Annotated in this window: 18 protein-coding genes; 12 read left to right on the top strand and 6 right to left on the bottom strand. The window is 63.3% G+C overall.

Going from position 1 to position 19,843, the window contains the following annotated elements; all coding sequences use genetic code 11:
• Nucleotides 1-160: 160 nt before the first annotated feature.
• On the top strand, nucleotides 161-1,201 hold the full coding sequence (locus ACW8PS_RS07225; protein WP_491526668.1) for a LacI family DNA-binding transcriptional regulator: 1,041 nt from the start codon (nucleotides 161-163) through the stop codon (nucleotides 1,199-1,201).
• Nucleotides 1,202-1,216: 15 nt separating this feature from the next.
• On the opposite strand, the gene hutU is transcribed toward ACW8PS_RS07225, so the two are convergent.
• Genes hutU through hutI form a run of 4 tightly spaced genes read right to left on the bottom strand, consistent with a single transcriptional unit; the run spans nucleotide 1,217 to nucleotide 6,412 of the window.
• A complete protein-coding gene (gene hutU, locus ACW8PS_RS07220) occupies nucleotides 1,217-2,887 on the bottom strand; it encodes a urocanate hydratase (RefSeq protein WP_491526667.1) in 1,671 nt (556 codons plus the stop codon).
• Nucleotides 2,884-3,684, bottom strand: coding sequence for an N-formylglutamate deformylase (gene hutG / locus ACW8PS_RS07215; RefSeq protein ID WP_491526666.1), 801 nt, complete (start codon nucleotides 3,682-3,684; stop codon nucleotides 2,884-2,886). The genes hutU and hutG overlap by 4 nt, the downstream gene beginning before the upstream one ends.
• On the bottom strand, nucleotides 3,681-5,222 hold the full coding sequence (gene hutH, locus ACW8PS_RS07210) for a histidine ammonia-lyase (protein WP_491526665.1): 1,542 nt from the start codon (nucleotides 5,220-5,222) through the stop codon (nucleotides 3,681-3,683). Before hutH ends, hutG begins: the two co-directional genes overlap by 4 nt.
• Entirely contained in the window at nucleotides 5,219-6,412 is a 1,194-nt protein-coding gene (gene hutI, locus ACW8PS_RS07205) for an imidazolonepropionase (RefSeq protein WP_491526664.1), read from the bottom strand. Before hutI ends, hutH begins: the two co-directional genes overlap by 4 nt.
• Nucleotides 6,413-6,487: 75 nt before the next feature.
• On the opposite strand from hutI, the gene ACW8PS_RS07200 reads away from it, so the two are divergent.
• Both ACW8PS_RS07200 and hutC read left to right on the top strand, forming a co-directional pair.
• Nucleotides 6,488-7,855: a formimidoylglutamate deiminase gene (locus ACW8PS_RS07200; RefSeq protein ID WP_491526663.1), complete on the top strand. Its 1,368-nt coding sequence runs from the start codon at nucleotides 6,488-6,490 to the stop codon at nucleotides 7,853-7,855.
• Nucleotides 7,852-8,550, top strand: a complete 699-nt coding sequence (gene hutC / locus ACW8PS_RS07195) for a histidine utilization transcriptional repressor HutC (protein WP_491526662.1) — start codon at nucleotides 7,852-7,854, stop codon at nucleotides 8,548-8,550. Before ACW8PS_RS07200 ends, hutC begins: the two co-directional genes overlap by 4 nt.
• Nucleotides 8,551-8,651: 101 nt before the next feature.
• Here the strand turns inward: hutC and comE are convergent, their stop codons facing one another.
• Nucleotides 8,652-9,206 carry a sulfopyruvate decarboxylase subunit beta gene (gene comE / locus ACW8PS_RS07190; protein WP_491526660.1) on the bottom strand — a complete coding sequence of 185 codons (555 nt, stop codon included), beginning with the start codon at nucleotides 9,204-9,206 and terminating at the stop codon, nucleotides 8,652-8,654.
• Nucleotide 9,207: 1 nt separating this feature from the next.
• Nucleotides 9,208-9,705 carry a sulfopyruvate decarboxylase subunit alpha gene (locus ACW8PS_RS07185; protein WP_491526659.1) on the bottom strand — a complete coding sequence of 166 codons (498 nt, stop codon included), beginning with the start codon at nucleotides 9,703-9,705 and terminating at the stop codon, nucleotides 9,208-9,210.
• A gap of 300 nt (nucleotides 9,706-10,005) precedes the next feature.
• Between ACW8PS_RS07185 and ACW8PS_RS07180 the strand changes: the two genes are divergently transcribed.
• The 9 genes from ACW8PS_RS07180 to ACW8PS_RS07140 all read left to right on the top strand — a co-directional run bounded on the left by ACW8PS_RS07180 (nucleotide 10,006) and on the right by ACW8PS_RS07140 (nucleotide 19,321).
• Complete coding sequence (locus ACW8PS_RS07180; RefSeq protein WP_491526657.1) at nucleotides 10,006-10,368, top strand: NADH-quinone oxidoreductase subunit A; 363 nt, start codon at nucleotides 10,006-10,008, stop codon at nucleotides 10,366-10,368.
• A 23-nt stretch (nucleotides 10,369-10,391) separates the two neighbouring features.
• Nucleotides 10,392-12,398 carry a heavy metal-binding domain-containing protein gene (locus ACW8PS_RS07175; RefSeq protein WP_491526656.1) on the top strand — a complete coding sequence of 669 codons (2,007 nt, stop codon included), beginning with the start codon at nucleotides 10,392-10,394 and terminating at the stop codon, nucleotides 12,396-12,398.
• Entirely contained in the window at nucleotides 12,395-13,294 is a 900-nt protein-coding gene (locus ACW8PS_RS07170; RefSeq protein ID WP_491526655.1) for an NADH-quinone oxidoreductase subunit H, read from the top strand. Before ACW8PS_RS07175 ends, ACW8PS_RS07170 begins: the two co-directional genes overlap by 4 nt.
• Nucleotides 13,291-13,824 carry an NADH-quinone oxidoreductase subunit J family protein gene (locus ACW8PS_RS07165; protein ID WP_491526654.1) on the top strand — a complete coding sequence of 178 codons (534 nt, stop codon included), beginning with the start codon at nucleotides 13,291-13,293 and terminating at the stop codon, nucleotides 13,822-13,824. Before ACW8PS_RS07170 ends, ACW8PS_RS07165 begins: the two co-directional genes overlap by 4 nt.
• Complete coding sequence (gene nuoK, locus ACW8PS_RS07160) at nucleotides 13,814-14,125, top strand: NADH-quinone oxidoreductase subunit NuoK (protein WP_491526653.1); 312 nt, start codon at nucleotides 13,814-13,816, stop codon at nucleotides 14,123-14,125. Before ACW8PS_RS07165 ends, nuoK begins: the two co-directional genes overlap by 11 nt.
• 2 nt (nucleotides 14,126-14,127) lie before the next feature.
• The gene (locus tag ACW8PS_RS07155) at nucleotides 14,128-15,939 is read left to right on the top strand and encodes an NADH-quinone oxidoreductase subunit 5 family protein (RefSeq protein ID WP_491526652.1); all 1,812 of its coding nucleotides are present in this window, start codon (nucleotides 14,128-14,130) and stop codon (nucleotides 15,937-15,939) included.
• An 11-nt stretch (nucleotides 15,940-15,950) separates the two neighbouring features.
• Nucleotides 15,951-17,411 (top strand): complex I subunit 4 family protein, encoded by a 1,461-nt coding sequence (locus tag ACW8PS_RS07150; protein WP_491526651.1) that lies wholly within the window; start codon nucleotides 15,951-15,953, stop codon nucleotides 17,409-17,411.
• Nucleotides 17,411-18,775, top strand: coding sequence for an NADH-quinone oxidoreductase subunit N (locus tag ACW8PS_RS07145; RefSeq protein ID WP_491526650.1), 1,365 nt, complete (start codon nucleotides 17,411-17,413; stop codon nucleotides 18,773-18,775). Before ACW8PS_RS07150 ends, ACW8PS_RS07145 begins: the two co-directional genes overlap by 1 nt.
• A gap of 264 nt (nucleotides 18,776-19,039) precedes the next feature.
• A complete protein-coding gene (locus tag ACW8PS_RS07140; protein ID WP_491526649.1) occupies nucleotides 19,040-19,321 on the top strand; it encodes a transposase in 282 nt (93 codons plus the stop codon).
• Nucleotides 19,322-19,843 lie beyond the last annotated feature (522 nt).

The following is a 19,843-nucleotide window of genomic DNA, read 5'->3' as shown; positions in this document are numbered from 1 at the left end:
ACTGCGTCCTCGCCGTCGATCAATGCGATTTGAGGCCAATGTGAGTGTTTATTTTAAACTATGCAAGCGCTTACATTGCGCCCCTGCAAACTTCTACGCTAAGGTCAGTCCGGATAAGCGGCGCAACGCAATGGTGCCTGATAGCAGAGCGGGCCGAACTTTGAGACGATACCAATCGCAAACGCCCCCACCAGTGCCGACGCTGGCCGATGTGGCCCGCCTGGCCAATGTGTCGACGGCAACGGTGTCACGCTGCCTGAACTCTCCCGATCAGGTGGTGGGCGAAACCCGCGAACGGGTGATGCAGGCCGTGCGCGAGCTTGGATATGCGCCGAATTTCAGCGCCCGCGCGCTTGCCGCCAAACGCACCAACACTATCGGGGCCATCATCCCGACCATGGATAACGCCATTTTCGCGCGTGGCATTCAGGCCTTTCAGGAGGAACTGGGCAATCACGGCCAGACCCTTCTGATCGCCAGTTCCTCCTACCGCGAGGATCTGGAGGAAGAACAGATCAGGACATTGGCCGCGCGCGGCGCCGATGCGCTGCTGCTGATCGGCTACCACCGCAGCCCCGAAATCCATGCGTTTCTGGCCCGGCGAAACCTGCCCGCATTGATTGCCTGGGCCTATCGCAAGGGGGCTGCGCAAATGTCGATCGGCTTTGACAATACGGCCGCCATGGCCGGGCTGGCCCGGCTGGTCATCGCCAGGGGTCACAGCCGCATTGGGTTGATTTCCGCTCCGGGTGTGGCAAATGACCGTGCCCGCGACCGTGTCGCGGGCGTCCGGCTGGCGATGCACGAGGCCGGCCTGTCTGAGGATCAATTGCTGCTGCTCGAAACCCCTTACGGAATTGAAAACGGAGGCACCGCGTTCCGCCAGATCATGAGGTCGGACGATGCGCCAAGCGTCGTAATGTGCGGCAATGACGTTCTGGCCATCGGGGCCCTGCGCGCCGCCAGGCAAATGGGCCTGCGCGTTCCGCAGGATGTGTCGATCACCGGCTTCGACGATATCGAGCTTGCGGGTCTTGCCGAACCGGCCCTGACAACCGTACATGTGCCGCACCGTGAAATGGGCCGCCGCGCGGCGCAAATGCTGGTGCAGGCGATCAAAAAACAGGGCGTGCCGGGCAATATCGAGCTGCAGACGGATATTCGGATCCGCCAGACACTGGGCCCGGCCAGACAGCATTGATCAGAAACTCCCCGGTTACCCCTTCAGAATGCCCGGCAGATTCAGGCCGTTTTCGCGGGCGCAATCCAGCGCAATCTGATAGCCCGCATCGGCATGGCGCATCACGCCCGTGGCCGGATCATTCCACAGCACATTGGCAATGCGCCGGTCGGCATCGACGCTGCCGTCGCAGCAGATCACCATGCCGGAATGCTGGCTGAACCCCATGCCGACACCGCCGCCATGATGCAAGGACACCCAAGTTGCCCCGCTGGCCACGTTCAGCATCGCATTGAGCAGCGGCCAGTCGGACACCGCATCACTGCCATCCTTCATCGCCTCGGTCTCGCGGTTGGGGGAGGCGACCGAGCCGCTATCGAGATGATCGCGGCCAATCACGACCGGGGCTTTCAATTCGCCGGTCCGCACCATTTCATTGAAGGCGAGGCCGAGTTTGTGGCGCAGGCCCAACCCGACCCAACAAATCCGCGCCGGCAGGCCCTGAAACGCGATCCGCTGGCGCGCCATATCGAGCCATTTATGCAGATGCGGGTCGTCGATCAACTCCTTCACCTTGGCATCGGTGCGGTAGATATCCTCGGGGTCACCGGACAACGCACACCAGCGAAACGGCCCGATGCCACGGCAAAACAGCGGCCGGATATAGGCCGGCACGAAGCCGGGAAAGGCAAAGGCATCCTCCAGCCCCTCCTCCAGCGCCATCTGGCGGATATTGTTGCCGTAATCCAGCACCGGCAGGCCCATATTCCAGAACTCGACCATGGCGGTGACCTGAACCTTCATCGAGGCGCGGGCCGCCTTTTCCACCGCTTTCGGGTCGCTTTGCTGCTTGTCGCGCCATTCGGCCACGCTCCAGCCCTGCGGCAGATAGCCGTGAATGGGGTCATGGGCGCTGGTCTGGTCGGTCACGATATCGGGGCGCACGCCGCGCCGGACAAGCTCCGGGAAAACATCCGCCGCATTGCCGATCAGACCCACCGATTTTGCTTCCCCGGATCTGGTCCAGCGCTCGATCATGGTCAGCGCGTCATCCACCGAATCCGTGATCTCATCGACATATCCCGTGCGTTTGCGAAACTCGGCCCGCGTCGCGTCGCATTCCACCGCCAGACAACAGGCCCCGGCCATGACCGCGGCCAGCGGCTGCGCGCCGCCCATGCCGCCAAGCCCGCCGGTCAGGATCCATTTGCCCGTCAGGTCACCGTCATAATGCTGACGACCGGCCTCGACAAAGGTTTCATAGGTGCCCTGCACGATGCCCTGCGACCCGATATAGATCCAGGATCCGGCGGTCATCTGGCCATACATCGCCAGGCCCAATTTATCCAATTCGTTGAAATGGTCCCAGGTGGCCCAATGCGGCACCAGGTTGGAATTGGCGATCAACACCCGCGGCGCGTCCGCGTGGGTGCGAAAAATGCCCACCGGCTTGCCCGATTGCACCAGCAGGGTCTGATCCTCCTCCAGCGTCTTGAGGCTGGCGACGATGGCATCGAAATCATCCCAGGTCCGCGCGGCGCGCCCAATGCCGCCATACACCACCAATTCATGCGGGTTTTCGGCCACATCGGGGTGCAGATTATTCATCAGCATCCGCATCGGGGCCTCGGTCAGCCAGGATTTGGCGGTGATCTCAGTGCCGGTGGCAGGATAGACATCGCGGATATTGTGGCGGGGGTTGGTCATGCGGCACCTTTCAGATTTGGGGCCAGTTGGGCCAGAGCAGTCAGGATTTGGGTCAGCGCCGGGCGCAGGCGCGCGGATTTGGCTTTGTCATAGGTCCAGGGCGCGGCCTCTGTCGTCAGATAGGTCGATTGCGCCAGTTCCATCTGGATGGCGTGGATGTTCTCAGCGGGTCTGCCATAGTGGCGCGTGGTCCAGCCGCCTTTAAAGCGACCATTCAAGATCGTCTTGTAACCATCTGTTTTGGAAGATGTATCAAGAACGGATCGTTCGACGGACGGGGCACAGGTCGCGCCCTGATTGCTGCCGATATTGAAATCGGGCAAGCGGCCCTCGAACAGGAACGGGATATGCGACCGGATCGAGTGGCAATCATAGAGGATGGCCACGCCATGCAGGCCGCGGACCCGGTCCAGTTCCGCGCGCAACGCTGCATGATAGGGGGCGTGATATTCCGCCAGCCGCCGGGCAATTTCATCCGCGTCAGGGGCCGCGCGCCAGATGCCCCGCCCGTCGAAATCCGTGACCGGCACCAGCCCGGTGGTGTTCTGGCCAGGATAGAGGCTGCCGCCTTCCGGGTCGCGATTGGCGTCGATCACATAGCGGTGGAAGGTGGCGCGCACGGTGGTGACCCCCGGCATCACCCCGTCATAGAGCCGGTCGACATGCCAATCGGTATCGGCCAGCAAAAGCCCGTTTTCATTGAGTTTTTCGGCCACATCCCCCGGCAGATGCGTGCCGGTATGGGGCAGGCCCAACACGATGGGGCTGTCGCCCTGGACGATTTCAACCGGGTTCATGGCAGCACACCCTTCACAAATTCGGGCAAGGTGACCGCGCCGGTCAATGTGCCATCGGCAACCATCGCAGCGGCGGCCTCGATCAGCGGGGCCATGTAGCGATCAGCGCCCAGTTCAGGCACCGCGCGGCGCAGGGCAGTGATGGCCGATTGCAACGGTTCGGATGTTTGCAAAGGGGCACGAAACGCAATGCCCTGCGCACCGCAAATGGCCTCCACCCCCAAAATGACATTGAGGTTTGCATTCATCCGCAACAGGCGCCGCGCGGCATGGGCAGCCATGCTGACGTGATCCTCCTGATTGGCAGAGGTCGGCGTTGAATCGGTCGTGCAGGGATTTGCCAAATGCTTGTTTTCGCTCATCAAAGCGGCTGTCGTCACCTCAGCGATCATCAGGCCGGAATTCAGACCCGGATCGGGCGTCAGAAAGGGCGGCAGATCGAAGCTCAAAGTCGGATCAACCATCAAAGCCACCCGGCGCTGCGCAATCGCGCCAATCTCGCTGACGGCCACGGCGATCTGATCGGCGGCAAAGCCCACGGGCTCGGCATGAAAATTCCCGCCCGAGACGATCAGCCCCTGATCGACCAGCACCAGCGGGTTATCCGTGACGGCATTGGCCTCCACCTGCAGCGTGCGGGCCGCGAAATGCAGCAGATCCATCGCCGCCCCCGTCACCTGCGGCTGGCAGCGGATGCAATAGGGGTCTTGCACGCGGGTGTCGCCGTCACGGTGGCTTTCGCGGATCTCTGAGCCCTCCATCAAGGCGCGCTGCGCCCGCGCCACGGCAATCTGACCGGCATGTCCGCGCAGGGTGTGAATGGCATCCTGCAACGGCGCGGTCGATCCCATGATGGCATCGGTCGACAGCGCGCAGGTCAGCACCGATGTGGCCGCGTTCTGCCACGCGCCCCACAGCCCCACCAGCGCGCAGGCGGTGGAAAACTGGGTGCCGTTGATCAGCGCCAGCCCTTCCTTGGGGCCAAGCGTGATGGGTTTTAGGCCCGCCTTTTTCAGGGCATCGGCACTGGACATGCGCGCGCCTGCAAACACCGCCTCGCCCTCGCCGATCATGGTGGCGGCCATATGGGCCAGCGGCGCAAGATCGCCCGACGCCCCCACAGAGCCTTGCGCCGGGATTACCGGAGAAACACCTTTTGCCAGCATTCCCTGAAGGATTTCAATTACATCCCAGGTGCAGCCCGATGCCCCACGCCCAAGCGACAGCAATTTCAGCGCCATCATCAGCCGCGTGGTGGCCGCATCCAGCACCTCGCCCACACCACAGCAATGGCTCAGGATCAGATTGCGTTGCAGCGTCGCGGTATCGCTGGCGGCGATCTTGACAGAGGCCAGTTTGCCAAAGCCGGTATTGACGCCATAAACGGCGGCACCGCCCGCAGCGGCACGCGCAACCAAAGCGGCGGCGGCCTCAACCCCGGGGCGCGCGCCGGGGTCCAGCTCTACCGCATCGCGGCCAGTCCAGATCGCGTGCAACTCGGCCAGAGAGGCGGCACCGGGGGTCAGGCGAATGGTCATATCCGGCCCCCGAAAATGCGTATATGCAGCGGGTTGAAGCCGATACGATAGGCCAGCTCGGCCGGGGTCTCGACATCCCACACCGCCAGATCGGCGCGATGGCCGGCGATGATGCGGCCCCTGTCTGCGGCCCCAAGCGCGGCAGCGGCATGGGCGGTGACGCCTAGCAGCGCCTCCAGCGGCGTCATGCGAAACAGCGTGCAGCCCATATTCATGGTCAGCAAAAGCGAGGACAGCGGCGAGGAGCCGGGGTTGCAATCGGTGGCCAGCGCCATCGCCACGCCATGATCGCGAAAGGCCTGCACCGGCGGGGCCTGGGTTTCGCGGATGGTGTAGAACGCACCGGGCAGCAGGACGGCAACGGTGCCAGAGGCGGCCAATGCGCGCGCGTCATCCCCGGTCGCGTATTCGAGGTGATCGGCCGAGAGCGCGCCACAGGCAGCAGCCAATTGCGTGCCGCCGATATTCGACAATTGCTCGGCATGCAGTTTTACCGGCAGGCCAAGTTCATGTGCTACATCAAAGATACGCCTGATCTGATTGGTATCAAATGCAATTCCTTCACAGAACCCGTCGACTGCATCGACCAGACCGGCCGCATGGGCGGCGCGCAGCGCGGGGATGGCGACCTCATCAATATAGGCATCATCGCGGCCCGCATATTCCGCGGGCGTGGCATGTGCGCCAAGGAAACTGGTGCGGATTTCGATGGCGCGCGCCGCGCCGATGGCCCGCGCCACGCGCAGCATTTTAAGCTCGGTGTCATGATCCAGCCCATAGCCCGATTTCACCTCGATCAGCGTCACGCCTTCGCCAATCAGCGCATCAACACGGGTCAGCGCACCGGCCAGCAATTCAGCCTCGGATGCGGCCCGCGTGGCGCGCATGGTCGAAACGATACCGCCGCCTGCCCGCGCCACCTCCTCATAGCTGGCCCCGTTCAGGCGCTGCTCGAACTCGGCCGCACGATTGCCGCCGAAAACCACATGGCTGTGGCAATCGATCAAGCCGGGCGTTACCAGCCGCCCGCCAAGGTCACGGCGCGGCTCATCGGCAAAATCCCCCGGCAGATCGGCCAGCGCCCCGACCCAGGCGATGGTCTCGCCATTCATCACGATCGCGCCATCCTCGATCAGGCCAAAACCGCTATTGTCGGCCAGGCTGGCGATGGTCGCATTTGTCAGGATCATGGGCGGGACTCACTTGTGTCTTTCGGGGGTCGCGCTATTATGTATGCACATATTAAACTGTCAAGGTCACGGGTGATGCAGGAAATCTGGGCGCAAACGGCATTGCTGCCTTCGGGATGGGCAGATGATGTCCGGGTCACGATTGCCCCGGATGGGCGCATCGCATCGGTGCAGACCGGCGCGATACCCGGCAATGCGATGCGCGCGGGCCTGCTGCTGCCTGCCCCGGTCAATGTCCATTCGCATGCCTTTCAGCGTGCCATGGCGGGGCTGACCGAACGCCGCGGCCCCGATCCGCGGGACAGTTTCTGGACCTGGCGGCAGCTCATGTTCCGGTTCCTCGACCGGCTGACACCCGATCATGTCCAGGCCATCGCGGCCTTCGTGCAGATGGAGATGCTGGAGGCCGGATATGCCACCAATGCCGAATTTCACTACCTGCACCACCAGCCCGGCGGCGCGCCTTATGATGATCTGTCGGAAATGTCGGGCCGCATCGCGGCGGCGGCGGCTGAAACCGGTATCGGCCTGTGCCTGTTGCCGGTTCATTACCAATATGGCGGCTGCGACGGGCGCGCGCTTGGCCCCGGACAGATCCGGTTTGGCAATACGCGTGATCGGTTTGACAAGCTTCATGCCGGTGCGGTGGCCAGCCTTGGCTCGCTGCCTGCCGATGCCGGCCACGGGGTCGCGCCGCATTCATTGCGGGCCTTGGGCCGGGAGGATCTGAAAACCTATGGCCAGCGCTACCCCACCGGCCCCATTCACCTGCATCTGGCCGAACAGATCCCTGAGGTCGAGGAGGTCGCGGGTGATTGGGGCGCGCGCCCTGTCGAATGGGCGCTGGAGAATATGGGGCTGGATGATCGCTGGTGCCTGATCCACCTGACCCAGATGACAGCGCAGGAAACCACATCGCTGGCCGCGACCGGCGCGGTTGCAGGGCTATGCCCGCTTACCGAAAGCAACCTGGGCGATGGCATTTTCGACGCCGTGCGCTGGTTCGATCATGGCGGCCGCATCGCAATCGGCTCCGACAGCAATATCCGCATCGCGCTGGCTGAAGAACTGCGGATGCTGGAATATTCGCAACGCCTGCGCGATCACAGCCGGGCCGCGCTGGCCAGCGCAGACCGCTCCACCGGGCGCAGGCTTTATGACGCGATGCTGGCGGGCGGGGCGCAGGCGGCGGGGCGCGCAACCGGGGCGCTGGCACCGGGGCTCTGGGCCGATATGCTGGCGCTCGATACCGGTTCGATCCATCTGGAGGGGCGCGCCGGCGATACCGCGCTCGATGCCTGGATATTCGCGGGCGACGACCGGCTGGTGCGCGATGTCTGGTCGGCCGGGCGCCACCGCGTGCAAAACGGGCACCATATCGCGCGCGACGCGATCGAGGCCGGCTATCGTCGCGCGTTGTCTGATCTTGAGGGCGCGCTGTGACCGGGCCAATCAAAAGCTGGCAATCGGTGCAGAGCGAGGTCCTGCGCCGCATCCATGCGCGCGTTTGGCGGCCCGGCGCGCAGATCCCGAACGAGGCCGATCTGGCCACTGAGTTTGGCTGCGCCCGGGCCACCGTGAACCGCGCCCTGCGCAATCTGGCCGAGGCCGGGCTGCTGGATCGACGCCGCAAGGCCGGCACCCGCGTGGCGCTGCAACCCGTGGCCAAGGCGACGCTGGATATTCCGGTGATCCGGCTGGAGGTCGAGGGGCGCGGGCAGGTTTATGGCTACCGGCTGATGGCACGCGAGCAGCTATCCCCGCCGCCCGAAATTGCCACCGCCATGCATATTGCCGCGACCGATCAGGCCTTGCATCTGACCGCGCTGCACCTGGCCGATGATGCCCCTTACGCGCTGGAGGATCGCTGGATCAATCTGGGTGTCGTGCCGGGCGCCCTCGACGCCCCTTTTACCGAGATCAGCGGCAATGAATGGCTGTTGGCCAACGCCCCCTACACCCATGGCGAGATCGGGTTTTCGGCCGTCTTGGCCGATACAGGTGCCATCGCCGCATTTGGCTGCCCCGATCCCAGTGCGCTTTTCGTGCTGGATCGGCTGACATGGGACCAGACGCAGGTGGTGACCAAAGTGCGCATCACCTATGCGCCCGGCCACGCGATGACGACGGCGCTTTAGGGTCAGGGCCTGTTCCGCCCGGCACCATCCCCACCGGCCCCTGCACAGCCCGGAACGGGCAATCAATCACATCAATATTGCATCGCAATATCTTGTAATCGTTATTTCTTAACCTCATTCATGAAGCGATCCCGTATCGTGACCGGATCCATCGTGATCACCGGAACCTTGATATTCCCGCTCTCGCATTTCGCCACGATGATGGTCATCTGATCGCCCGCAATCGCGGCCTCCAGAACGCCCCTGACCTGCGCGGCCTGGCATTCGATCACGTTGTCACAGCCGCAGGCCGTCGCCACCGCCGCCAGCGATGTCCTGCCCCCGGCATAGGTCGGCTGATCGCCGGTCGAACCATAGCTGCCATTGTCGATGATCAGCAGGATGAAATTATCCGCCACATTATTGGCAATCGTCGGCAGCGTGCCGAAATTGGTCAGGACCGAGCCATCGCCGTCGATCGAGATCACCTTTTTATCCTGCGCCAGCGCCAGCCCCAACCCGATGGAGGAGGACAGCCCCATGGTGCCCAACATGTAGAAATTGCTTGGCTGGTCGTCGATCATATGCAGTTCCTGGCTTGGCAGGCCGATATTGCAGATCACCAATTGGTCACGCAGCACCGGCGCGATATCGCGCAGGATGTCGGAACGGTTCATCTCAATACCCTCCCCAAAAGGACGCATCCGTCAGGATCGCCACCGGTTTCGAACACATGAAGCTGTATTTCAGGATCGCATCCAGTTCCTCGACATCCGCTTCGTGGTGAAAATGATAGGTCGGGATATGCAACTGGGCCAGCAACGCCTTGGTATGGACCGCCATTTCCGCCTGGCAGGCCACCGGTTCGCGCAGCTCGCCGCGATATGAGATCAGCATCGGCAAAGGCATCCGGTAGAACTGTATCAGCGTCGCCAGCGTGTTGATGGTCACGCCGATGGCGGTGTTCTGCATGATGATGGCAGAGCGTTTGCCGCCCATGAAGGCCCCGGCACACAGGCCCATCCCCTCATCTTCCTTATTGGCGGGAACATGATGGATCTCGGGGCGCGCCTCGACCTCTTCAATGACACCGGCCAACTGCTTGCAGGGAACGGTGGTGACAAATCCGATGTCATTGGCGACCATATCGTCAACGATTTTGCTGTGAATGGACATGCGGGTCAGAGCCTCCTTTCCAGAGGGGTCGGGGCAACCGGCGCAGCGCTTTGACGGTTGTGATACGGCAATCTCGCCATTCTGTAAGCGGTTACATTGCTCCAGGCAAGGGCTTGATACGCCCTGCGGGACCATCAGATGGCCTGTCTTCAGCACCCTGTTGGGAACCCGCGACGTTTTGAATCACCGGTCACCTGCATCGCAAAAAAATACGCTAGAGTTTCCCGATGGCGCAATCTAAGCTGGCCCTCTGTATCCTGATGTGCAGTGGTTTCTCCCGGCGTAAGGACTGATCCTGGAATGAGCGCACTCGCCCAATATGCCATTTTGTTCGGGCTGACCCTGGGGGCGCTCGGTTTCGTGCTCAGCCTCTACGCTCTGGCGCGCGCGATCGGGCGGTCCCGGGCAGAGCCGGGCAAGGATGTGCCCGCCAGTGCCGGAACCTTGTCACGTGATCCGGTCTGGGTGCGCTATCACGCCAAATATTACGGCTATGCGCTGTTGTTTCTGGCCTTCGATATGGAAATGGCCTTCATGTATCCTTGGGCTGTCGTTTACCGTGAAGAGGGGCTGATCGCCTTGCTCGATATGGGGGTGTTTCTGGCAATCCTGTTTCTGGGTCTGCTTTACGGCTGGAGCCAGGGGGCTTTGCGGAGGCAATGATGCAGGGCGCGCGCAAAGGACCGATGAACGGGCTGCGGCGGGTGCTGGCGGCGGCGATGTCACGCGATCTGGTGGCATTTGTAGTGCCGGGGCCGGATGTGGCGCGTGCCGCCGGGCTCGATTTTGTGGTCGCCGGGCTGCATCTGTCGACCACGCCGCGCCATGCCAATATACTGCTGATTATCGGGGCGCTGCCGGCCGGTCTTGTCGATGCGGCAACGGTCGCCTACGCGCAGATGCCCCGGCCCCGCGCCATTTTGGCATTGGCCGCCAAGGACATCGCCCCCCGGCCCGCCGCTGACGCGACCGGGCCCCTGACGCAGGCCGGTCTGGTGGCGGCGCTGGCCGATTTGCGCCATCTCATTGCCGCAGGTGCGTTTTCCGCCGAGGTGATGGATTTTGACGCACCGGCGCTTGGCATCCGTATCGAATACACCTGCCCGATGCATCCCGAAGTAATCCGCGACCAGCCCGGCAATTGCCCAAAATGCGGCATGACCCTGATGCCAAAGGAAACCGCTGCAACCGGCCATTCCGGCCACAAGATGGCGGACCAGGCACCGCCGGAAGATCATGGATCGCAGGGCCATCCCGCCCCGATTGCAGAGCCGGGGCAATACACCTGCCCGATGCACCCGGAGGTGATCCGCGACCAGCCCGGCAACTGCCCGAAATGCGGCATGCATCTGGTCAAATCCGATGCGGCGGCGGAACATGATCCGGGCGGTCACGGCACGCATGCCAGCCACGACCACACCGAGACCACCGCGCAATACACCTGCCCGATGCACCCGGAGGTGATCCGCGACCAGCCCGGCAACTGCCCGAAATGCGGCATGCATCTGGTGCCCGTCGAGCCAAAGGGCGACCATGCTGGGCACCATCACAGGCACGCCAAACACACCGCCGCTGACGCCAATGACGCGCATATCGGGCATGGCAAAGCCCATGCAGGGAACGGTGCAGATACCGGCCATGCCGGCCATACCGCGCAAGGCGAAACCGCCGCCGGTGTCGAGGCGCATTTCATGTCGATGGTCGATCTGACCCGCGATCAGCCTGCCAGCCCCGATGGGCTGAAGATGGAGTGGATCAGCGCGCCGTTTGGCCCGTTCTTCCCCGGCTTGCCCGCAGGTCTTGGCCTGACGCTGACGCTGGACGGCGATAGCGTGGTTGAAGCGCAGGCGCAAAGCCTCGCCGGTGCCGCGCTCAATCATGGTTCTGACCCAGGCGGGCTGGCCGACCGGCTGGCCGAGCTTTCGCCACTGGCCCCGGTTGCAATGCGCCAGTTGGCCTGTCTGGCGCTGGCGGCGGCGGCCTCGCAGGATATTGCCCTCGACAAAGCCACGCCCTGCGCCGCGGCAGTAGAGCGGGAACGCATCGCCAGCCATCTGAACTGGCTTGCCGGGTTCGGGGCGCAGGTCGGGATGGTCTGGCTGGAACGCAGGGCTGCCGCATTGCAACTGGCGCTGCGCCGGGCCGACGCGGGCGAGATTGCGACCCGCGCCGGTGCGATCCGGGCCTTTCTGCACCGGGTCCGGGCAACGCCGCTCTTGCGCGATAAACTTGCCGGGATCGGTAGGCTGGACGGCGAAACGATCGCCACCGGCCCGGTTGCGCGCGCCGCAGGCATGGCCGTTGACGCACGCGCCAATGATCCGATCTATCGCGCGCTTGGGCTTGCCATCGTGACGCAATCGGCGGGCGATGCCTGGGCAAGGCTGCATCAGCGCCTCGATGAGATTGCCCAAAGCCTCGATCTGATCGCCCGCGCGGGGGCCATTGCGATGCCCGAGCCGGGCGAATTGGCGGCGGCAACCGGCCATGGCATGGCCGAGGTCGAAACCCCGCGCGGCCCGGCGCAATTACACCTGACGCTCAACAAGGGCCGGGTCGAAACCGCCGAAATCACCACCCCATTTGCGGCACAGTCAGACCTGATCAACGCCATGGTTGCCCAGTCTGAGCTGGCCGACGCGCTGACGGCAATCGGGTCGCTCGATCTCGATCCGTGGGAGATTGCGCCATGACCATTGCCATCATCCTGGGGGCGCTGTTGGCCGGAAGCTATTTCATCGCGGTTCTGGAAGGCTGGCTGACCCATGGCCGGTTCAGCCTGACCCGCCCGGCAATTTCGGCGCTGGCGCTTCTGGGCCGGGAACCGCTGCTGGCGCGCACGCCCGACCGGCTGTTTTTCGAGGCGGCACCGGTGCTGCTTTTGGTTGTCGGGCTGTTGGCGGCGGCGGTGATTCCGCTGGCACCGGGGCTGATCATCACCGATCTGGCTACCGGCGCGCTGTTTCTGAACGCGGCGCTGGCTTACGTGCTGGTGGCCTTGATCATGGCCGGTTGGGGGCCGAACGGGGCCTATGCGATGATTGGCGGCTGGCGGTTTCTGGGCCAGTTCATCGCCTATGCCATGCTGATCGTGATGCCGATCACGGCTGTTGCCATGCGCGCGGAATCGCTGTCGACGGTGGATATCGTCACCTCGCAGGCGGCGCTGTGGAATATCGTCTATCAACCGATCGGTTTCGTGCTTTTTGTGGTCGCGGCGATGGGGCTGGCCTGGCTGCCGCCGCTTGATCTGCCAACCGCGCCGGGCGATCTGGCGGGCGGCATCGAGGCGGAATATACCGGCGCGCGGCTGGCGGTGCTGCGGCTGGCGCGCATGGTCATCATTCTGGTGATGGCCGGGGCGATTGTGACATTTTATCTGGGCGGCTGGCTTGGGCCATATTTGCCGCCGGTGGTCTGGAGCGCGCTCAAGATCCTGGTGGTCACGGCGCTGATGCTGAGCGCCGGACGGCTGGTGCCACGGCTGCGCGAGGCGCGTTATCTGGCGGTGAGCTGGAAACTGGGCATATCGCTGGCGCTGACCAATATCTTTCTGGTGGGCGTGATTGCTCTGGTGGTGCCGATATGACCGGATCGCTTGCACAATTGTCTTTCCTTGCCTTTTTCGGGGCGGCGGCGGTCTGGTTTGGCATTGTCGTGTTTCGCACTCATTCAATGGTGCGTTCCGCAATTGCGCTTTTATTCTCGCAAACGGCCGTGGGGGTGATGTTCTTGTTGATGCAGGTCGAATTTCTGGGCGTGTTGCAGATCATGATGATGGCCACCGAGATGAGCGTGATGGCAATCTTCATGGTGATGTTCATGATGGATCCCGGCGGCATGGGAGCGATGGAGATGACGCATCAGAAACGTCTGTCGCTCGCGGCGGGCGGCATCGGGCTGGTCGCGGCGCTGGCGGTGATCTGGTTGGCCGATTGGGGCCCGGGCGCTACCGTCATCCCGTCAGCCGCCGAACAGACCGCTGAGCTTGGGCGTCAGTTGCTCGGCCGCTCGATGTTCATCTTTCAATCTGCCGGGCTGACAATCCTGACGGCCATGGTCGCGGCGACCATGGTGGCGATTGCACCAAATGAGGGGCGCGCGGCCAATGATCCCTGAACTCCTGATCGCCCTCACCGTCGGCGCGGCCCTGTTTGGCACCGGGCTTTATGGCGCGCTCAGCCAGACAAACCTGGTGATGATCATCATGGGGGTGGAACTGATCCTGGCCGCGGCTTTGGTCAATCTGGTGGCGTTCTGGCGATATCTGCACCCTGATGAGCCCGCAGGCCAGATGTTCGTGCTGATCGTGATGGCGGTGATGGCGGTGGAAATGGCCGTGGGCTTTGGCATCGCCATCGCGCGGTTCCGGGTGCGCGGATCGGTCGAGATGGAAGAAGCCCGCGAGTTGAAAGGATGATGATGCTGGCGCTGACACTTCTGGCACCCTTGCTGGCGGCATTGGCAATCCTGATGCTTCGGCGCTGGCCTGCGGGTTTGGCACTGGCCGGTGCCGGGTTGGGGTTTGCAGGTGCGTTTGGGCTCTTGATCACCGTATCGGGCGGCGATTCTGTGGCGGCCACCCTGCCCTTCCTGCCCGATTTTCCGATCCGCCTGGTGGCAAGCCCGCTGACCGCCACCCTGTCTTTGGTTGTGGCCTCGGTCGCCGCGATGGTGCTGACCTATGGCGTAGGCTACATGGCAAAAGACCCCGAGCGCCCTCGCTTCTTTGCCACCATGTTGCTTTTCGTGACCGCGATGCAGGCGCTGGTGCTGTCGGGCGATTGGATCACACTATTGGCGGCCTGGGAGATGATCGGCTTTGTCAGTTATCTGCTGATCGGCTTCTGGCATGGCCGCGTCGGCGTGGCGGGCGCGGCCACACGGGCGTTTCTTTATACCCGCAGCGCGGATCTGGGGCTTTATATCGGGGCCTTCGTGCTGATCGGCGCGGCGGGCAGTTCTGAGATTTCCGCCACCCTTGAGACCACCGGCACGCCGGCGCTGATTGCCGGGCTGTTGCTGCTGCTGGCGGCGATGGGCAAATCGGCGCAGGTTCCGTTGCAGGACTGGCTGATGCGCGCCATGGCGGGGCCGACGCCGGTTTCGGCGCTGCTGCACTCGGCCACGCTGGTCGCGGCAGGGGCCATTCTGTTGATCCGGGTCGCCCCGATGCTGCCCGGTGGGGTGCTTTTGGCCGTTGGCATCGTCGGCGGGGTGACGGCCGTGGTGGCCGGGTTGATCGCCTTGGCCGCGCGCGATCTCAAGCGGCTGCTGGCGGCCTCCACCTCCAGCCAATACGGGCTGATGCTGGTCGCTGTCGGGGCCGGGGCACCGGTGGCGGCGCTGCTGCATCTGATCGCCCATGCGGCGATCAAAAGTTCGCTCTTTCTGGGCGCTGGCGTGTTTCAGCATGACCGAGAAAGCACCGATCTGGACGCCCTGGCGGGGGCCGGGCGCGCCCGGCCCGCCATCTTCGCGGGCTTTGCCATTGCCGCGCTGGCGCTGGCGGGCATTCCGCCGCTGGCCGGGTTCTTTTCCAAAGACGCCATCCTTGCCGCAGCCCTTGTCAGCCCCGCAGCCCTCTGGTTGGCCCCGCTGGCGCTGGCGGGCACCGTGCTGACCGGGGCTTATATGGGCCGCGTGCTGAGGGCGCTGTGGTCGGGGCCGGTGGCCGCGGCGCTGCCGCGCATCCCCTTCATGGCCGCGGGCATGGGGGGTCTGGTGGCATTGGCGGCGGGGCTTGGCCTGGGCTTTACCCCGCTGGAACATCTGCTGGATGGCGAATTGGCCGAAGCAGGCCTGATGGTGCCGGTTCTCGGGCTGAGCGCCGGGTTGGGCGGGCTGGCGCTTGGCTGGTTGATCGCGCCGGCCCGCCTGCTTGGCCCGCTGGCGGCCCCGGCACGAAACGGTTTTTCCCTTGCCGGCGGAATGGACGGGCTGATCCTGCGCCCGGCCCTGTCCATCGCTGCGGCCTGTGAGCGGTTGGAAAAATGGCTTTTCGGGGCCGTGCTGGCCATCGGCCGCGTAAATCTTTCGCTCGGGCGATCCGCCCTGCGAACCGACCGCAACGCAATTGATGCCGCAATCTTCGGACTGGTGCGCCGCACCATCGCCGCCGGGACCCGCGCCCGCCGCCTGCAAAGCGGCCTCATCCATCGTGAAATGGCGCTGACCTTTCTCGGCATCGCCCTTGTCATCGGCGTTCTTCTTGCCGCCCCAATCTATCTCTGAGGAGATCGCCCATGCCGCTTTTGACCCTTGCGACCTTCCTGCCGATCCTTGGCGGCCTGGTGCTGATGGCCCTGCCCGACCGTTCGGCACGCGTGGCGCATGGGCTTTCGATCGGTGCCACCGGGCTTACCTTTCTGATCACGCTGGTGATCTGGTCACGCGGCATTCAACCGGGCGGATTTGCCCAGGTCGAAGAGGTCGCCTGGATCCCCGCCATCGGAGCCGCCTACCGGTTGGGACTGGATGGGCTGAGCCTGCCGCTGGTGCTGCTGACATCGCTGCTGTTTTTGCTCTGCGCAATCTATTCGGCGCGGGTAAGCGAACGCGCGGCCAGCTATGTGGTGCTGATGCTGATGCTGGAAACCGCAGCACTTGGCACTTTCATGGCGCTGGACGGGCTGTTGTTCTATGTCTTTTTCGAGGTCTCGCTGGTCGGCATGTATTTCATGATTGCCGGTTGGGGCCATGAGGAACGCCAGCGCGCCGCCTTGATGTTCTTTCTCTATACCCTCTTGGGATCATTGCCTTTGTTGCTGGCAATCATCGGGCTCTACCTGAGCAGCGGCACATTCGACATGCGCGTCTGGATCGACGCACCACCGCTGACCGGGATTGCGGCCATGCTGGCCCTGATCGCGATGCTGTTCACTTTCGCGGTCAAGATCCCGGCCTTTCCGGTGCACACTTGGCTGCCGGCGGCGCATGTGCAGGCCCCGACGGCGGGCAGCGTGATCCTGGCCGGCGTGATGCTGAAATTCGGCACTTACGGTCTGGTGCGGTTCGCCCTGCAAATGACGCCCGAGGCCTTTGTACAGGCCGGACAGGTGATCCTCGCCTTCGGGGTGGTCAGCGCGCTTTACGGGGCTTTCGCCGCTCTGGCGCAAAGTGATCTGAAAAAGATGATCGCCTATACCTCGGTCAACCATATGGGATATGTGGTGATCGGGGTGGCCGTGGCCGCGCTCAGCCTTGATCCGGCGATCCGGGTCATTGCGCTGGATGGCGCGACCTTGCAGATGGTCAGCCACGGGCTGGTCACCGGGGCGCTGTTTTTCCTGGTCGGCATGTTGCAAGACCGCGCCCATAGCCGCGACATGGCCGATTTCGGCGGGCTTCTGTCCCGCGTGCCCTGGCTTGGATGGGCCTTTATCCTGTCTGCCTTCGCCTCGCTCGGGCTGCCGGGGTTGGCGCATTTTCCGGCCGAGTTTCAGGTGTTTCTGGCAACGCTCAACACTGCGCCCTGGGCGATTGTCTCGATCCTTGCCATCGTGGTTACGGCGGGGCTCTATCTGCGCGCCATCGCGGCGGTGTTTCTTGGCCCGCCAAACCAGACCTGGGCGACGATGCCCGATCTTGACCGGCGCGAGAAGCTGGTGATCGTGCCGCTTTTGATCCTGATAATCCTTGTCGGCGTGGCCCCGGGCTGGCTGATCGACATGATCCACACCACCATGTCGAGCCTGAGCTTCTGATGGCGCGCGATCTGTCCTTCCTGTTCCCGGAACTGCTGCTGGCCGCCACCGCGATGCTGATGATCATCGCTGAAATGGCGCGCGCGCCGCGGCTGGTGCTGGCCCTCGGGCTGGCCGGGCTGGTGGCGGCGACCCTGCTGACCCTGCCGGTGCTGAATGCCGATACCACGGTCTTTGGCGGCACCTACAGGATCGACCAGATCGCCGGATGGGCCAAGCTGATCCTGCTGCCGGGCACCGCGCTGGCGCTGATCATGGTGCGGGTGGAACTGGCCGGGCAGGAGCGTGAAGGCAGCGTCTATGCCCTGATCACCCTCGTTACCCTGGGCGCATTGATGCTGGCGGGCGGCGGCGATATGATGCTGCTGGTTCTGGGCGTGGTGCTGACGGGGCTCGGTTCCTTCGCGCTGGTGGCCTTTCCGCGCGATGACGCCGCCACCGAGGCGGCGATGAAATACCTGGTGTTCGGGGCCGTCACCGGATCGGTGATGATCTACGGGCTGAGTTTCTGGTTCGGCGGCACCGGATCGACGCTGTTCTCGGATCTTGGCGCGCTGGATGGCAAACCGCTGATTGCCCTGGTGGGGCTGGTCGCGGTGATCGTGGGCCTGGGATATAAGGCGGCGCTGGTGCCGTTCCATTTCTGGGCTCCCGATGCCTATGACGGCGCGCCGGTCTCGATCGCGGCCTATCTCTCGGTCATCACCAAAGCGGCGGCGTTCTTTGCCTTTGCCCAGGTGCTGCGCGATCTGCCGCCCGGCACCGGCTGGCCGCTGGTGCTGGCGCTGATCTCGGCGGCGACCATGACCTATGGCTATCTCGCGGCGCTGGTGCAGACCAATCTGGTCCGGCTCATCGCCTATTCCTCGGTGGCGCAATCCGGCTATTTCCTGATGGGTATCGTGGCGCTTGGGGTCAGCCCCCTGGCCATTCCCGGCATCATCGTGTTCGCCGCCGCCTATGTGGCGATGAACCTTGGTGCTTTCGCCATCGTGATGGGTGCCGGGCGCAATCTGGACGACATCGCCGGATTTGGCCGAAAGCGCCCGATTGCGGGGGTCGCAATGGTGATCTTTCTGCTGTCGCTGACCGGCATCCCGCCGCTTTTCGGCTTTGTCGGCAAGGTCTATCTCTTTACCGCCGCGTTCGAGGCCGGGTTCCTCTGGCTGGTGCTGATCGGCATCCTGAATTCGGTGCTGGCGCTTGGCGTCTATCTTCGCATCGTGGTGGCGATGTATCGCGCCGCTGAAGACACAAGGAATGCACCGGACCCGCCGCTATCGCCGCTGCTTGCGGGTGTCCTGAGCATCACAGGCCTGATCACTCTTGTCATGGCGGTTTTCGCAGGGATCCTGCCGGGCTAGCTGTGAGCTTTCAACAGGCTGTCCATTTAATCCTTTCCGCGTTGGTTGGAGTTGCCAAGCGACCACCTTGGGTTCGGAGGGATCGAATGAACATGCACAAGAATGCCGGATTGACGCCATTGGGTCGAGCGCGGCTGGTGCGGATGATCGAAGACGGGATGACATGTGCCCGGGCAGCGCGGTCCTGCGCGGTCTCGGCCCTGGTATTGTCCCGGTTTGGTTCCAGTCTCTTTCGAGCGATGTTTGCTATGAAGGAGACAAGGAATGGCAACGAGATACACCGAGAAATTTCGCCGTGACTCGGTTCGGATCGCAACGACCAGTGGCCTGACCAGGCCGCAGATTGCATCAGATCTGGGGGTTGGGCTTTCGACGCTGAACAAGTGGGTTCAAAAGCATCAGCATGAAGACCTGATGTCTGGACCGCACGAGGATGTTGAGAAGGAAAATACCCGCCTTCGCAAAGAAATTCGCCTGCTTCGCGAGGAGAGGGAAATACTAGAGCGTGTCGCGCCTGATCAGATTCAGGATTCCCAACGAGTTTAATCTGTGATTCTCTGTCATTGAGGCAGATATTGAGGTCACTTATGGGCAAACCACATCCACTAGCGTTGCGCGAACGGGTAGTAGCGTTCGTTGAAGACGGGAACACACACCGATCCGCCGCCGTAAATTTCCGGGTTTCGATCAAGTTCGTCAATGACATGGTCAGGTTGTATCGCGAAACTGGTTCGCTTTCCCCCAAGCCGCAGGGCAATCCTGGGCGCGGTAAACTCAGCGCTCTTTCCGACTGGGTGCAGGGTCGGCTTAAGGCGCGGGGCGATCTGACACTGGACGAGTTGGTATTGGAGTTGCATCACGAACACGGGGTGCATGTGCATCGCGCTTCAGTTGGTCGCTGGCTGCACCGGCTTGGTCTTAGAGCGTGTCGCGCCAAATCGAATTCACCGGCCGACCCGAACGCATTCGATTGCGCGAACGCTGCCTCGGTCCGGCCGATGAATGCTCGAATCCGATCAGGCGCGACGCGCTCTAATTGAGGCCGTTATAGCCGCCGGTGCTGCTGCT

The organism is Alterinioella sp. (genome assembly GCF_058343375.1).
Note: the sequence above shows the minus strand (reverse complement) of the source record. Positions and strands in the feature narration are given on the sequence as shown.

Bases quoted from the DNA above. Each gene is read 5' to 3' on its own strand.
- ACW8PS_RS07180 (WP_491526657.1), top strand. From the start codon at position 10,006: ATGAGCGCACTCGCCCAATATGCCATTTTGTTCGGGCTGACCCTGGGG.
- ACW8PS_RS07185 (WP_491526659.1), bottom strand. From the start codon at position 9,705: ATGTCCATTCACAGCAAAATCGTTGACGATATGGTCGCCAATGACATC.
- nuoK (WP_491526653.1), top strand. From the start codon at position 13,814: ATGATCCCTGAACTCCTGATCGCCCTCACCGTCGGCGCGGCCCTGTTT.
- ACW8PS_RS07175 (WP_491526656.1), top strand. From the start codon at position 10,392: ATGAACGGGCTGCGGCGGGTGCTGGCGGCGGCGATGTCACGCGATCTG.
- hutU (WP_491526667.1), bottom strand. From the start codon at position 2,887: ATGACCAACCCCCGCCACAATATCCGCGATGTCTATCCTGCCACCGGC.
- hutG (WP_491526666.1), bottom strand. From the start codon at position 3,684: ATGAACCCGGTTGAAATCGTCCAGGGCGACAGCCCCATCGTGTTGGGC.
- comE (WP_491526660.1), bottom strand. From the start codon at position 9,206: ATGAACCGTTCCGACATCCTGCGCGATATCGCGCCGGTGCTGCGTGAC.
- ACW8PS_RS07140 (WP_491526649.1), top strand. From the start codon at position 19,040: ATGGCAACGAGATACACCGAGAAATTTCGCCGTGACTCGGTTCGGATC.
- hutI (WP_491526664.1), bottom strand. From the start codon at position 6,412: ATGATCCTGACAAATGCGACCATCGCCAGCCTGGCCGACAATAGCGGT.
- ACW8PS_RS07200 (WP_491526663.1), top strand. From the start codon at position 6,488: ATGCAGGAAATCTGGGCGCAAACGGCATTGCTGCCTTCGGGATGGGCA.
- ACW8PS_RS07165 (WP_491526654.1), top strand. From the start codon at position 13,291: ATGACCGGATCGCTTGCACAATTGTCTTTCCTTGCCTTTTTCGGGGCG.
- ACW8PS_RS07155 (WP_491526652.1), top strand. From the start codon at position 14,128: ATGCTGGCGCTGACACTTCTGGCACCCTTGCTGGCGGCATTGGCAATC.
- hutH (WP_491526665.1), bottom strand. From the start codon at position 5,222: ATGACCATTCGCCTGACCCCCGGTGCCGCCTCTCTGGCCGAGTTGCAC.
- ACW8PS_RS07145 (WP_491526650.1), top strand. From the start codon at position 17,411: ATGGCGCGCGATCTGTCCTTCCTGTTCCCGGAACTGCTGCTGGCCGCC.
- ACW8PS_RS07170 (WP_491526655.1), top strand. From the start codon at position 12,395: ATGACCATTGCCATCATCCTGGGGGCGCTGTTGGCCGGAAGCTATTTC.
- ACW8PS_RS07150 (WP_491526651.1), top strand. From the start codon at position 15,951: ATGCCGCTTTTGACCCTTGCGACCTTCCTGCCGATCCTTGGCGGCCTG.